This window comes from Paraconexibacter sp., assembly GCF_041602235.1.
GTDB lineage: Bacteria > Actinomycetota > Thermoleophilia > Solirubrobacterales > Solirubrobacteraceae > Paraconexibacter.
Genome location: NZ_JBFIGP010000092.1, coordinates 1 through 12,564 on the forward strand (window position 1 = coordinate 1; position 12,564 = coordinate 12,564).

14 protein-coding genes are annotated in these 12,564 nt (G+C 73.1%); 9 read left to right on the plus strand and 5 right to left on the minus strand.

From position 1 onward, the window contains the following. The 5 genes from ABYE80_RS09465 to ABYE80_RS09485 form a co-directional block, all read left to right on the plus strand. The coding region (locus tag ABYE80_RS09465; protein WP_372790030.1) for an NAD(P)/FAD-dependent oxidoreductase at positions 1-964 on the plus strand (964 nt) is incomplete at its 5' end. A 30-nt stretch (positions 965-994) separates the two neighbouring features. Beyond that, positions 995-1,792 (plus strand): heliorhodopsin HeR, encoded by a 798-nt coding sequence (gene heR, locus ABYE80_RS09470; RefSeq protein ID WP_372790031.1) that lies wholly within the window; start codon positions 995-997, stop codon positions 1,790-1,792. A gap of 77 nt (positions 1,793-1,869) precedes the next feature. Continuing rightward, positions 1,870-3,033 carry a GNAT family N-acetyltransferase gene (locus tag ABYE80_RS09475; protein WP_372790032.1) on the plus strand — a complete coding sequence of 388 codons (1,164 nt, stop codon included), beginning with the start codon at positions 1,870-1,872 and terminating at the stop codon, positions 3,031-3,033. A gap of 41 nt (positions 3,034-3,074) precedes the next feature. Next, the gene (gene nucS / locus ABYE80_RS09480) at positions 3,075-3,758 is read left to right on the plus strand and encodes an endonuclease NucS (protein WP_372790033.1); all 684 of its coding nucleotides are present in this window, start codon (positions 3,075-3,077) and stop codon (positions 3,756-3,758) included. Positions 3,759-3,883: 125 nt separating this feature from the next. Then, on the plus strand, positions 3,884-5,431 hold the full coding sequence (locus ABYE80_RS09485; protein ID WP_372790034.1) for a M28 family metallopeptidase: 1,548 nt from the start codon (positions 3,884-3,886) through the stop codon (positions 5,429-5,431). A 45-nt stretch (positions 5,432-5,476) separates the two neighbouring features. On the opposite strand, the gene ABYE80_RS09490 is transcribed toward ABYE80_RS09485, so the two are convergent. After that, entirely contained in the window at positions 5,477-6,163 is a 687-nt protein-coding gene (locus ABYE80_RS09490) for an MBL fold metallo-hydrolase (RefSeq protein WP_372790035.1), read from the minus strand. A 67-nt stretch (positions 6,164-6,230) separates the two neighbouring features. Here ABYE80_RS09490 and ABYE80_RS09495 point away from each other — a divergent pair, with 67 nt between their 5' ends. Continuing rightward, positions 6,231-7,019, plus strand: a complete 789-nt coding sequence (locus ABYE80_RS09495) for a crotonase/enoyl-CoA hydratase family protein (protein WP_372790036.1) — start codon at positions 6,231-6,233, stop codon at positions 7,017-7,019. 64 nt (positions 7,020-7,083) lie between these two features. Here ABYE80_RS09495 and ABYE80_RS09500 read toward each other — a convergent pair whose 3' ends face one another. Together ABYE80_RS09500 and ABYE80_RS09505 are read right to left on the minus strand one after the other, a co-directional pair. Further along, positions 7,084-7,569, minus strand: a complete 486-nt coding sequence (locus ABYE80_RS09500; RefSeq protein ID WP_372790037.1) for a hypothetical protein — start codon at positions 7,567-7,569, stop codon at positions 7,084-7,086. Positions 7,570-7,638: 69 nt separating this feature from the next. Then, on the minus strand, positions 7,639-7,968 hold the full coding sequence (locus ABYE80_RS09505) for a hypothetical protein (protein WP_372790038.1): 330 nt from the start codon (positions 7,966-7,968) through the stop codon (positions 7,639-7,641). 157 nt (positions 7,969-8,125) lie between these two features. Here ABYE80_RS09505 and ABYE80_RS09510 point away from each other — a divergent pair, with 157 nt between their 5' ends. The 3 genes from ABYE80_RS09510 (at position 8,126) to ABYE80_RS09520 (ending at position 11,159) form a co-directional block, all read left to right on the plus strand. Beyond that, positions 8,126-8,869, plus strand: a complete 744-nt coding sequence (locus tag ABYE80_RS09510; RefSeq protein WP_372790039.1) for a Type 1 glutamine amidotransferase-like domain-containing protein — start codon at positions 8,126-8,128, stop codon at positions 8,867-8,869. A 40-nt stretch (positions 8,870-8,909) separates the two neighbouring features. Beyond that, a complete protein-coding gene (locus ABYE80_RS09515; protein ID WP_372790041.1) occupies positions 8,910-9,689 on the plus strand; it encodes a Type 1 glutamine amidotransferase-like domain-containing protein in 780 nt (259 codons plus the stop codon). A gap of 72 nt (positions 9,690-9,761) precedes the next feature. Next, positions 9,762-11,159 carry an MBL fold metallo-hydrolase gene (locus ABYE80_RS09520; RefSeq protein ID WP_372790042.1) on the plus strand — a complete coding sequence of 466 codons (1,398 nt, stop codon included), beginning with the start codon at positions 9,762-9,764 and terminating at the stop codon, positions 11,157-11,159. Positions 11,160-11,165: 6 nt separating this feature from the next. Here the strand turns inward: ABYE80_RS09520 and ABYE80_RS09525 are convergent, their stop codons facing one another. Then, complete coding sequence (locus ABYE80_RS09525) at positions 11,166-11,582, minus strand: secondary thiamine-phosphate synthase enzyme YjbQ (RefSeq protein ID WP_372790043.1); 417 nt, start codon at positions 11,580-11,582, stop codon at positions 11,166-11,168. 13 nt (positions 11,583-11,595) lie between these two features. Then, the coding region (locus tag ABYE80_RS09530) for a diguanylate cyclase domain-containing protein (RefSeq protein ID WP_372790044.1) at positions 11,596-12,564 on the minus strand (969 nt) is incomplete at its 5' end.

Consider the following 12,564-nt stretch of genomic DNA (forward strand, 5'->3'; position numbering starts at 1 on the left):
CGCGCAGGATGCCGCCCGGGCCTCGGTGCTCTGGGATGAGCTGGACCCGACCGTCCGCGTGCCCTGCGGCGTCGCGTGGTTCGCGCGGCGAGAGGACGGCTGGGAAGCCCTGAGCGCCCGCACGCTCGAGAGCCTCGGGATTGCGGCGGAGCGCGTCGCTGCGAGGACGGCTGCGCGCTGGTTCCCGTCGCTGCGCACCGACGACCTGGCGTTCGTGCTCTGGGAACCGGACGCGGGCGTCCTGCGAGCGCGCGAGGCCGTGCGCGCGCTGGTGAGGCGTGCCGCGGCCCACGGAGCGCACGTCGTGGCGGGCACGGCGCGCCCGGCTTCCCGCGATGCGGGTGGGGCCGGGGCGGTCGTGCTCGAGGAGGACGGACGACGCCTGGACGCCGACGTCGTCGTGTGGGCCTGCGGCGCCTGGCTTCCCGCCCTGTTCCCGGACCTGCTCGCCGGCGTTCGGGTCACGCAGCAGGACGTGTTCTTCTTCGGCGCCTCGGCGGCGTGGGCCACGCCCGGGGTCCCGGGATGGGTGGACTACGACGGCGCGGCCTACGGCGTCGGGGACCTCGACGGCCGCGGCGTGAAGGTGGCGCCCGACCAGGAGGGGCCTGCGCTGGACCCGCAGTCCGCGCGCCGCCTGCCGCTCCCCGAGCACGAGCGGCTCGCGCGGCGCTACCTCGGCCACAGGTTCCCGGCCCTGGCCGACGCGCCGCTCGTCTACACCCGGACCTGTCAGTACGAGATCACCGCCGACACGCGCTTCGTGATGGCTCCGCACCCGCAGCACGGGAGCAGCGTCTGGCTGCTGGGTGGGGGGTCCGGGCACGCGTTCAAGCACGGGCCGGCGCTGGCCGAGCACCTCGAGGCCTGGATCGCCGGGCGTCGTCCGGTCGACCCGCAGTTCGGTCTGGGCGCTCGCGCCGCGGAGGGCGCGTTGCGGACCGCCGGCGGCTCGCTCACCTGAGCGGCTGCCGCCGTCCTCTACGGTGGGAGCGTGGCCTCCACCTCCGCCACGCCGGTCGCCGCGCCCGCGCCCGATGCCGCCCGCCGCCTGGTGCGGCTCAACGTCGTGGTCGGGCTCGCGCATCTCGCGCAGGCCGTCCTCATCCTGATCCTGGCCGAGCCCGCGTCGCTCCCGGTCGACGTCAGCTACCTGGTGGGGCCCCCGGGGGAAGGCAGCTACGGCGGTCCGGCCGAGCTGTTCGCGTTGCGGGTCGACCACGCGGTCGCCGCGTTCCTGCTGCTGGCCGCCGTCGACCATCTCGGTGTCGTCAGCCCCTGGACGCGACGCTGGTACCTGGGGAACGTCGCCCGCGGCGTGAACCCGGCCCGCTGGTGGGAGTACTCGGTCAGCGCCTCGATCATGGTCGTGCTGATCGCCATGCTCTCCGGCATCACCGAGGGCACCGCGCTGCTGGCCCTGTTCGGCGTGAACGCCGCGATGATCCTGTTCGGCCTGGTGATGGAGCGCGTCAACGTCGACCGTGGGGCGGTCGATTGGCAGCCGTTCGTCCTCGGGTGCTTCGTGGGCGCCGTGCCGTGGCTGGCGATCGCGCTGCAGTTCGCCGTCTCGGCGGACAGCGGGGACGGGGTGCCCGGGTTCGTCTACGGGATCTTCGTGTCGCTGTTCCTGCTCTTCAACACGTTCGCGATCAACATGTGGCTGCAGTACCGCGGGCGCGGCCGATGGGCGGACCCGGCCTTCGCCGAGCGGGTCTACCTGTTCCTCAGCTTGGGCGCGAAGAGCGCGCTCGCGTGGCAGGTCTACGGCGGTGCGCTGGCGGGGAGCTAGAGGTGCCGTTCCGGTACGGACCGCGCGGCGTCCGCGAACCTCCCACCGCGGACGCGGGACCCGGTAGAACTCCGGTCATGGGAGCACGTGGTCCGCAGACCGTTCGTTCGGGCCTGCGCGCGGAGCTCCACGAGACCGTCGAGTCGCTCGATCCCTGGCTGGACGGGTGGCGGGACCTGGCGGCTCGCCTCGCGCTGCCCTACAGCTCGCCCGAGTGGATGCTCGCCTTCTGGCAGCACCGGCACGCACGTGGCGCGCATCTGCACGCCGTCACCGTCTGCGACGCGCAGGAGCGGCTCGTGGGCGTGCTGCCGTTCTACCTCGAGCGCCGCCGGGCGCGGCCTCCGGTGCTCTGGCTCCTCGCGTCCGGCATCGGGCAGCGCACCTCACCGCTCGCGGTGCCGGGGCGGGAGGCGGAGGTCGCTGCGGCCGCCGCGCCGCTGCTGGGACGGGGCCTTCCGGCGTCGGTCGTCCTGCCCGCGATGCCGGAGTCCGTGTGGCCGGAGGTCCTCGCGCACGAGGTCGGAGCGGTGCGCTCGCCCCGCCGATGGCAGGCCTCCGGCGGGCTGCTGGTCGATCTGGCCGCCGATCACGAGAGCTGGCTCGCCGTCCGGTCGAGGACCTTCCGCAAGAAGCGCGTCCGCAGGCTCCGCGACCTCGCCGCCGCCGGACTCACGCTGCGCCAGAGCACGGACGACTCCCTGGCCGAGGACCTGGCCGCGACGTTCCGCCTGCATCGGCTCAGGTTCGCGACGGAAAGCCGGCGATCATCGCTCACGTCCGACGTCGAGGCGGCCGTCCGGCACGCCGCGACGGCGATGCTCGCGCGCGGCACGTGCGTGCACCTCGTGCTCGACGGTCCCGAGGGCGCGGTCGGCGGCGATCTGTACTTCGTGGCGGGCGAGCGGATGTGCGGATGGAACGGTGGGTTCGACCCGTCGTGGGCCCACGTGTCGCCCGGCACGTGCCTCCTGGACGAGGCGATCCGCGTGGCGCACGAACGCGGGCTCGGCGTGCTCGACCTCGGTGCGGGAGAGCAGGCCTTCAAGCGGCGCTTCGCCACACGGGAGGAGTCGCTGGAGTGGACGCAGGTGGTGCTGCGCCCCGCGATGGCGCGCGTCCTGGACGCGGAGCGGGCGCTGCGGACCGCGCGGACGCGTGCCCGTGCCCTGCTGGCACGCTGGTCCCCCGCGGCGTCCGTCGCGGCGGAGCGGACGCTCGAGGTGGCAGCCCTCGTGTGACGCGACAGGTGTCCGCGGACCGCCGTACCATCGACGCGTTCATGAGGTTGCTCATCGCACGTTGCTCCATCGACTACTCGGGCCGGTTGACGACGCACCTGCCCGAAGCGGTGCGTCTGATCATGATCAAGAACGACGGCGGCGTGAGCGTGTGGCACGACGGCGGCTCCTCGGTCAAGCCGCAGAACTGGATGACGCCCCCCACGGTCCTGGAGTTCGACGGCGACCCGCTGGAGCACATCGTCGTGCGCAAGCACGCGGGGAAGACCGAGGATCGCCTCGACATCCGGATCGCCGAGATCGTCTCCGACGTCTCCCACGACATGGGGGAGGCGGCGGAGCTCGAGAAGGACGGGGTCGAGCGGCATCTGCAGGAGGAGCTGGCCGCCGCCCCGCACTGGTGCGGCGAGGGGTTCCGGCTCGTGCGTCGGGAATGGCCCACGGACATCGGTCCCGTCGACCTCATGTGTCGCGACGACGAGGACGGATGGGTGGCGGTCGAGATCAAGCGCGTCGCGACGATCGAGGCGGTCGAGCAGCTGACCCGCTACCTGGACTTCATCCGGCGCGACCCGGCGATGGGGGACTGCGCGGGCGTGCTCGCCGCCCAGCAGATCAAGCCGCAGGCGAGGACGCTCGCCGAGTCGCGCGGCATGCGCTGCGTCGAGGTGGACCTCGCCGTGCTGCGCGGTGAGCGTGAGCCGGACCTCACGCTCTTCGCCTGATCCCCAGCAGCGAAAATATTCAGGTTTCTGCTCCGGATGTCGCGGATACGATGGGCCCCATCCGCGTGCCCGCTCTGGAGAGGGTCGGGTCGCGCGCCCACCCACACTCCACCCAGGAGGATCACATGCATCGAGCGACGCTCGCTGCCGCCGGCTGCGCGCTGGCGGCCGCTATCGCCGCGCCGTCAGCGGCGTTCGCGGCGCCGAAGGCGGACAAGCCGGACCGCAAGACGGAGAAGGCCGCCGCTGCGCTGCAGAGTGCCGTGACCGTCAACGGCATGCTGCGGCACGCCCGGGAGTTCCAGGGGATCGCCGACCGCTCCGGCGGCACCCGCGCATCCGGCACCCCCGGCTATGACCGGTCGGCGGCGTACGTGGCGGACCGCCTGCGTGCTGCGGGATACGCCGTGACGGTGCAGCCGTTCTCGTTCCCGTACTTCCAGGAGACCGCGCCCTCGCAGTTCGAGCGCGTCTCGCCTGCTCCCAGGGTCTACGGCGAGGAGGACTTCGCCACCATGGAGTACTCCGGCAGCGGCGACGTCACCGCGCCGCTCACCCCGGTCGACGTCGTGATCCCGCCCGGGGACGCACCGAACACCTCGACGTCCGGCTGCGAGCCGGCGGACTTCGCGGGCTTCCCGGCCGGCGACGTCGCGCTGGTCCAACGCGGGAGCTGCTCGTTCGCGACGAAGGCCGCGAACGCGGAGGCCGCCGGCGCCAGCGCGGTGGTCGTGTTCAACGAGGGGCAGCCGGGGCGTACGGACGCCGTCGCGGGCACGCTCGGAGGGCCCGACGCCTCGATCCCGGTGCTCGGGGCCAGCTACGCCGTCGGCGAGGAGCTCGTGCAGCTCGCCGAGGCGGGCCAGACCACGGTCCACGTCGTGACGAGCACGTTGTCCGAGACGCGGATGACCGCGAACGTCCTCGCTGATTCGCCGACGGGGAACACCGGCCGCACGGTCGTCGTCGGCGCCCACCTAGACTCGGTCGTCGAGGGTCCCGGGATCAACGACAACGGTTCGGGCTCCGCGCAGAACCTCGAGATCGCGGAAGAGCTTCCGCGGGCGCTGAAGAAGCCGCGCAACGCGGTGCGCTTCGCGTTCTGGGGCGCGGAGGAGTCCGGCCTGCTCGGGTCCGAGCACTACGTCGAGAGCCTCAGCCAGGAGCAGCGCGACGCGATCATGGCGAACCTCAACTTCGACATGGTCGGATCCCCGAACTACGTCCGGTTCGTCTACGACGGGGACGGCTCGGCGTTCGGCAATCCCGGTCCGGTCGGCTCGGACATCATCGAGTCGCTGTTCGTCGACGCGTTCGGCGCCAAGGGACTGCCCACCGAGCCCACCGCCTTCGACGGGCGCAGCGACTACGGGCCCTTCATCGCTGTCGGCATCCCCGCCGGCGGCACGTTCTCGGGGGCCGAGGGCATCAAGACGCCCGAGCAGGCGGCGACGTACGGCGGGACCGCCGGTGAGGCCTACGACCCGTGCTACCACCAGGCGTGCGACACGCTCGCCAACCTCGACCACCAGGCGCTCTCGGAGTTCTCCGACGCGGCGGCCGACGTCACGGTGCGCCTGCTGCAGCGCGAGGCACCGCTGACGGCGGTCCAGACGCTCGCTCGCCGTACGGCGACCGAGATGCCGTTCAAGGGCCCGCACGCCGTGCGCTGACGGCGGTCGGCGCGACTGGGCGCGCGGGGAGTACCCGCCGCGCGCTCAGTCCGCCGGCAGGGCCGCCACGAAGCTGCGCAGCGCGGCCGCGGCGTTGCGCAGCGGCGGCCCGTGACCGGCGAGCACGATCCGGGGCTCGAGGTCGGCGAGCCGGCGCTCGCTCTCGCGGTTGCGGCGAGGGTCGGGTGTGAAGATCGACGGTGGCTGCTGCAGTCCCGGCCGGGTGGTGACGAGGTTCATCGTGTTGAAGACGTCCCCGCAGATGAGCACCCGGTCGGACTCGCGCCAGAAGGCCACGTGGCCTGCGCTGTGCCCCGGGGTGTCCAGGACGGTGAAGCCGTAGCCGATGTCGTCGCCCTCGCCGATCGTCGCGTCGACGACGAAGCCGTCGAAGCTCCCCAGGAACCCCGCGACGGTCCGCAGCCCCGGCTTGTCGAGTGCCGCGGCGACCGGCGGGTCGCCTGTCTCGGCCGCCGCACGGTCCAACGCGCCGACGCACACCGGCACGCCGGTCGCATCCACGATCTTCGGCGTGGCCCCGACGTGGTCGACGTGCGCGTGGGTGATGACGTGGGCGGCCAGGCTCACCCGGGCGGCGTCGAGCTCGGCGAGGATCTTCTTCGCGCTGCCCTTGACCCCCGAGTCGACGAGGACGTCGCCGACGAGGTAGGCGTTGATCCCGTACCGCGGCGCGAGGGCGATCAGATGGACGTCGTCGGCGATCTGCTCCATGGCGGAGCATCGTACGCGGACCCGTCCTGCCTCCGCTCGCGGCGATCCGAAAGTAGGATCAGACACCATGTCCGACGAGACCCAGACCGAGACCGCCCCCGCCGTGCTCACCGAGCGCCGCGGCGGTGTGCTGATCATCACCATCAACCGCCCAGAGGTGCGCAACGCGGTCAACGGAGCGGTCGCCGAGGGCGTCGCCGGCGCGCTGGAGGAGCTCGACGCCGACGACGCGCTGGCGGTCGGCATCCTGACCGGCGCGGGGGGCTACTTCTGCGCGGGCATGGATCTGGGCGCCTTCGTGAAGGGTGAGCGTCCCTGGTTCGGGGACCGTGGCTTCGCCGGGATCACCCAGCGGGCGGCGCGCAAGCCCCTGATCGCCGCGATCGAGGGCTTCGCGGTCGCCGGCGGGATGGAGATCGCGATCTCGTGCGATCTGATCGTCGCCGCCAAGGGCGCGAAGATGGGCATCCCCGAGAGCAAGCGCTCGTTGGTCGCCGCCGGGGGCGCGCTGCTGCGGCTGCCGCGGCGGATGCCCTACCACGTCGTCATGGAGCTGGCGCTCACGGGCGACCCGCTGCCGGCCGAGCGGTTCCACGAGTTCGGCGTCGTCAACCGCCTGGCGGAGCCCGGCGGTGCCGTGGACGCCGCGCTCGAGCTGGCCGCCGCCATCGAGCAGAACGGGCCGCTGGCGGTCGCGGCCTCCAAGCAGATCATCGAGCAGCAGCAGGACTGGGCGCTCGACGAGATGTGGGCGAAGCAGGGAGAGGTGGCGGGACCGGTCCTCATGTCCGAGGACGCGAAGGAGGGCGCCTCCGCCTTCAAGGAGAAGCGCGCCCCCGTCTGGCGCGGCCGCTAGAGCGGTCCGCCTCGCCCGGTCCGCGCGCGCACGGGCGCGCACGGACCGGATACGACGCGGGTCCTCAGGGCTGCGGGACCTCGACGGTCACCTCGGCCGCGAGGTCCTTGCCGTCGCGGCGGTAGTCGCGGTGGTCGTTGGCGTTCAGCGACACCCGGACGACGTGCGTGCCGGGAGCGAGATCCCCCAGGTAGTACGACCGTCCGTACAGCCGCGTGACCTTCGTCCCGTCCACGAACAGGTGGGCGTGGCCCTCGCGGGCGACGTGCTTCCCGCTCGCGTGCTGCGGGCGCAGCTTGAAGCCCTTCGTGCGGAACGCGAGGTTGTAGCCCTTCATCGCGTCGGGTGTCACCTCGAGGGACACCAGCCGCATGTCGGCGGGAGCCTTCCGCGGCGCGGACGTGTGCATCATCGGCGTGCCGGTCGAGGGCATCGTCGAGTCGCCCATGGTCCCGTGCCCTGGATCGGCGATCGCGATCGCGGCGGTGGACCCGAGCGCGGCAACGGCGGTACCGGCAGCGACGAGCTGCCGGGTGGTCATCTTCTGCATGGTGCTCCTTGGATCGTTGGTGTGCGATCCCGGTGGCTGGGCGCGCGACGGACGCTCCCGGGACGGGCGTCAGGCGGCGATCGCGCCGGCGAAGGGCGGCGGCCGGTTCGCGAACCCGGCAGCGAGCGACCCCAGTCGCCGCAGCGTCAGGCGCCGCGGTGCCCGTGGCCGACCGATGCTCAGGACCGGACGCCGGCGGTACCGCCGGTGCCAGCGCCGCGCGCGGGCGCGCTCGATCGCGGCCTCGCCCGGGAAGCACCCGAGTCCGACCAGCACGAGCAGCGTCAGCAGCGGCGCGAGCTGGGCGAGCGTCGCCCAGTCCCGGGTGCCGACCATCACCACTGCGGTGGACAGCGCGACGAGGGCGGACGGCCCGATCAGGAAGCAGCGGCGCGACACGACCGGGAGAAGGGTACCGGGCCGGCGGCGCCATGAGGTCATCCCCGGCGCCGTGCGAACGCGGTCGCAGCTACGACGGTTGTCCACACGGTCCAGGGGCGTTCGCCCGAGTGCTGAAATCTCGGACGGGCGAGGCCCGCCGCTCTACGCTGCGTGCGTGGTCACCCGACCCCCACAGATCCTGGCGTTCGGCGGCGGCGGCTTCTCCATGGAAGCCGGGAACACCCTGCTCGACGATCACGCGCTCGCCCTGACCGGTGTCGCACGGCCGAAGGTCTGCTTCGTGCCGACGGCCTCCGGCGACGCGGACCACTACCTGGTCCGGTTCTACCGCGAGTTCGCCGCCCGCGCGGAGGTCTCGCACCTGTCGCTGTTCCGTCGCGACCGCAGCGCCGGAGCGATCGAGGGGGACATCGCGACCCACCTGCTCGCCCAGGATCTGATCTACGTCGGGGGAGGCAGCGTCCTCTCGCTCCTCGGAGCGTGGAGGGCGCATGGCGTGGACGCCATCCTCGAGCGCTGCTGGCGGTCGGGCGTCGTCCTCTGCGGGCTGAGCGCCGGGTCGCTGTGCTGGTTCGACGGAGCCCTGACCGCCTTCCACGGGCCTCCCGAGCGTGTCGAGGGCATGGGATTGCTGCCGTGGGCCAACTGCGTGCACTACGACGCCGAGCCCGAGCGGTCGCAGGAGTTCCGGGCCGCCATCGCCGCGGGAGAGCTCAGGCCGGGGTACGGCGCCGACGACGGCGCCGCCCTGCACTTCGTCGGCACCGAGTTGGCGGAAGTGGTGTCCTCGCGGCCGAAGGCCCGCGGGTACCACGTCGAGGCCGTCGACGGCCAGGCGGTCGAGACCGAGCTCTCCTGCCACTACCTCGGCAGCCCGCGGATCGCGTTGGCCGCATGACGGGCGTCGGTCCGCGGCGCGCGCGACCCTAGCCGCCACGATGCGCACGATCTTCGCCATGGGGGGCGGCGGCTTCACGATGGAGCCCGAGAACCCGGCACTCGACGAGTTCATCCTCTCGCTCGCCCCGCGCCGCGAGCCCAAGCTCCTCTTCCTGCCGACGGCGGGCGGGGATTCGGAGGGCCAGATCGCGCGCTTCTACGCGACGTTCTCCGAGCGTCCCTGCGAGCCCGCCCACCTCTCCCTGTTCCGCCTCGGCGGGACCGGCCCCGTGCATCTCCGCGACCTCGTGCTCAGCCAGGACATCGTGTTCGTCGGCGGCGGATCGATGCGCCTCATGCTCGCGATCTGGCGGGAGTACAAGCTGGACCGGGTGCTGCGCGAGGCCTGGGAGCGGGGCGTCGTGCTCGCTGGGTTGAGCGCGGGCGCGATGTGCTGGTTCGCGGGCGGCGTCACGACGTCGACGGGCGTGCCGGAGCCCGCCGAGGGGCTGGGACTGCTTCCCGGATCCCTCTCGGTGCATGCCGACGGGGAGCCCGACCGCCTGCCCGTGTACCGCGAGGCGATCCGAGCCGGAGCGCTGCCCGCGGGCTACGCCGCCGACGACGGCTGCGGTCTGCTGTTTCGCGGTGAGACGTGCGTGCGGGCCGTCAGCTCGCGCCCCGAGGCGCGCGCCTGGAGGATCGAGCGGACCTCCGACGGCGACGTCGAGCACACGCCGCTCCTGCCGACGTACCTGCCGCACGCGGGACGGGAGGAGCGGTCGACACCTCCCGACGTGCTCGAGTTCCGCCAGGCGCGCCGGCGTCGCATCGGGTGACGCCGGTCGCGGCGGCCCGACTGCCGGGCGCGGCGACCCGACCGCCGGGCGCGGCACGGATAGGCTTGGGCGATGAGGAGGCGGCGGGTTCTCGGCACCACGGCCCTCGCGGCGGTGATCACGGCCATCTCGGGCGCCGCGCCGTCGCCGGCGCACACCGGCGCCGACGCCCGCGGCGGTGAGCCGATCCTGCGGGCCGCGACCACGGCCGAGACCATCGCCGCGCGTCAGCGGTACTTCGGCTCGGCGGATGTCGACCCCGCGACGGGCTCCGTCCGGCGCGATCGGGTGATCCTCTCGTGGGTGGGCGTCACGAACTTCGCGATGGCGATCCGCGGTCATGTCGTGCTGCTCGATGCGTGGGTCCCGCGGGGCGGCACCAGCGGGTACGTGCCCTCGTCGCCCGAGCAGCTGGCCGCCCTGTCGCCCGAGGCGATCCTCATCGGCCACGCGCACTTCGACCACGCGGCGGACGCCGTCGCGATCGCGCAGGCCTCCGGCGCGACGATCGTCGGGAACGCCGAGCAGTGCGCCGCGTTCCGGGAGCGGACGACCTCCGGCATGCCGCCTCGATGCCTCACCGCGCTGGCCGCCGGGGTCGCACCCGGGACCACCGCGGAGGTCGACCTCCTGCCGGGTGTCGGCGTGCGCATCATGAAGCACCTGCACTCGGCGGTGACCTCCCCGGGCGGGGACAGCACCGGGTACCACATGCCGGTGACCCCGCTTCCGTCCACCACGCAGGTGGAGCATCCGCCGACCCCGCAGGACATGCTCAGGCTCTTCGGCGGGCTGGCGGACTCCGAGGCGGGCACGGTGCTCTACCGCTTCGAGGTCGGCGACCTCACGCTCGTCTGGCACGACTCCTCGGGCCCTCTGACCGACAACGCGCCGAGCGCGCTCGACGCGCTGCGGGGGCTGGGTCCGGTCGACATCCACGTCGGGGCGATCCAGGGCTTCAACCAGTTCAGCAACGGGATGCGGGACATCCGCCAGTACATCGAGGCGATCGGCGCTCCGCTCTTCGTGCCCTCCCACCACGACGACTGGGCGGCGGGCATCACCACGAAGGGGGAGAACTACCGCGAGCCGCTCGACACCGAGCTCGCCCGGATCCCGCCGGAGCGTCGACCGCAGGTGCGGTTCATCAGCGATCCGGCCGACTACGTGCGGCCGGAGGCGCTGACGTTCCCGGTCGCCTTCGACGCGCCTCGCCTCACCCGACGGTGCGTCGGCAGCGGGCGCCTGCGGGTCGGTCTGCGCGGGGACCTCGCCGACGTTCGAGAGGTCTCCTACGTCCTGGGCCGGCGCCGTGCGGCGCGGCGCACGCGGGCCCCGTTCCACGCGCGCTTCGCCCGCTCGACCCTGCGGGCGCAGCTCGGCCGTCGGCTCACCGCCGTGATCACCGACGTCGACGGCTCGCGACGTACCGTGCGTCGCACGATCCCGTCGTGCGGGCTGCGACGCTGACGGCGGTCACTCGCCGTTGAGCGTGAGCACCAGCCGTCGCGCACCCCCGTGGTCGCGGTGCTCGCAGAGGTAGACCCCCTGCCAGGTGCCGAGCGCGAGTCGTCCGTCGCGCACCGGCGCGGTCACGGACGCGCCCATCAGCGACGCCTTCACGTGCGCCGGCATGTCGTCGGGGCCTTCGAGCGTGTGGGTCCAGTCGAAGCGCTCGGGGATCACCGCGTTCATCCAGGTCTCGAAGTCGCGACGCACGTCCGGGGAGGCGTTCTCGTTGAGCGTCAGGGACGCGCTGGTGTGTGCGCAGTGGACGTGCAGCAGGCCCACGCGGAGATCGCGCAGCTCCGGGAGCGCGTCGATGATCCGGCCGGTGATCAGGTGCACCCCGCGCGGGAGGGCGTCGAGCTCGACGTCACGGGACAGCCACATGCCCGCAGCGTAGTCAGGCCACCGAGGGAGCGTGCTCCAGTCGGACCCGCCCGCCGCCCGCGTGCTTGGCGATGTACATCGCGCGATCGGCGACGCTCAGCAGCCGGGCGGCGGAGGCCACCGGGCTGAGCGCGACGCAGACGCCGACGCTCACGCCCATGCGCAGGACGCCTCCTGCGTGCAGGATCGGCTCCGCGCACGCGGCGACGATGCGGTCGGCGAGCTCCCGCGCGTGGTGCTCGTCGGTGAGACCCTCGGCGAGCACGACGAACTCGTCCCCGCCGAGCCGGGCGACGGTGTCCTCCGCTCGCACGTGGGCGACGAGCCGCTGCGCGGTGGTGCGGAGCACGAGGTCGCCGATGTCGTGTCCCCAGCGGTCGTTGATCTTCTTGAACCCGTCCAGATCGAGGTACAGGACGGCGACGGGGGCCTCGGCGCGTGCGAGGCGCAGGTTGGCGCGTTCGAGTCGGTCGAGCAGCAGCCGCCGGTTGGCGAGCCCCGTGAGGTGGTCGTGGAGCGCCTGCTCGCGCAGGGTCCGCTCCAGCTCCTCACGGGACACGAGGTCGTCGGCCAGCGTGCTGACGGTCAGCGACGTCAGGCTCGCCATCGCGAGGAACATCTGGACGACGATCAGGCCGCCGAACGGACCCTCGTGCGCGAACGGCCCGGTCCCCGAGACCGCGGTGGCCTCGACGATGGTCGCCACGATCAGCACGCCGAGGGCCGCACCGCCCGGCCCCAGCCGCAACGCGACGAGCGCCAGCGCCGGGAGGACGAGGAAGGGCAGACCGACCTCGGCCGGGGCGCGCAGCGGGCCGAGGACGAGCGCGGCGCTCACGCTCACGGCGAGCAGCGGCAGCACCATCGAGCGGTCGGTGCGGCCGCGCAGCACGGCGTCGACGGCCGGAGCGATCACCAGGACGCCGACCGCGTCGCCCACGAACCAGCGCGGCAGCCGCGGAAGGATCGCGTCTCCCGCGAC

What these genes read in the sequence shown, in the direction of transcription:
- ABYE80_RS09520 (WP_372790042.1), top strand. Translation starts at nt 9,762, where the DNA reads ATGAGGAGGCGGCGGGTTCTCGGCACCACGGCCCTCGCGGCGGTGATC.
- ABYE80_RS09475 (WP_372790032.1), top strand. Translation starts at nt 1,870, where the DNA reads ATGGGAGCACGTGGTCCGCAGACCGTTCGTTCGGGCCTGCGCGCGGAG.
- ABYE80_RS09515 (WP_372790041.1), top strand. Translation starts at nt 8,910, where the DNA reads ATGCGCACGATCTTCGCCATGGGGGGCGGCGGCTTCACGATGGAGCCC.
- ABYE80_RS09490 (WP_372790035.1), bottom strand. Translation starts at nt 6,163, where the DNA reads ATGGAGCAGATCGCCGACGACGTCCATCTGATCGCCCTCGCGCCGCGG.
- ABYE80_RS09495 (WP_372790036.1), top strand. Translation starts at nt 6,231, where the DNA reads ATGTCCGACGAGACCCAGACCGAGACCGCCCCCGCCGTGCTCACCGAG.
- ABYE80_RS09485 (WP_372790034.1), top strand. Translation starts at nt 3,884, where the DNA reads ATGCATCGAGCGACGCTCGCTGCCGCCGGCTGCGCGCTGGCGGCCGCT.
- ABYE80_RS09525 (WP_372790043.1), bottom strand. Translation starts at nt 11,582, where the DNA reads ATGTGGCTGTCCCGTGACGTCGAGCTCGACGCCCTCCCGCGCGGGGTG.
- ABYE80_RS09500 (WP_372790037.1), bottom strand. Translation starts at nt 7,569, where the DNA reads ATGCAGAAGATGACCACCCGGCAGCTCGTCGCTGCCGGTACCGCCGTT.
- nucS (WP_372790033.1), top strand. Translation starts at nt 3,075, where the DNA reads ATGAGGTTGCTCATCGCACGTTGCTCCATCGACTACTCGGGCCGGTTG.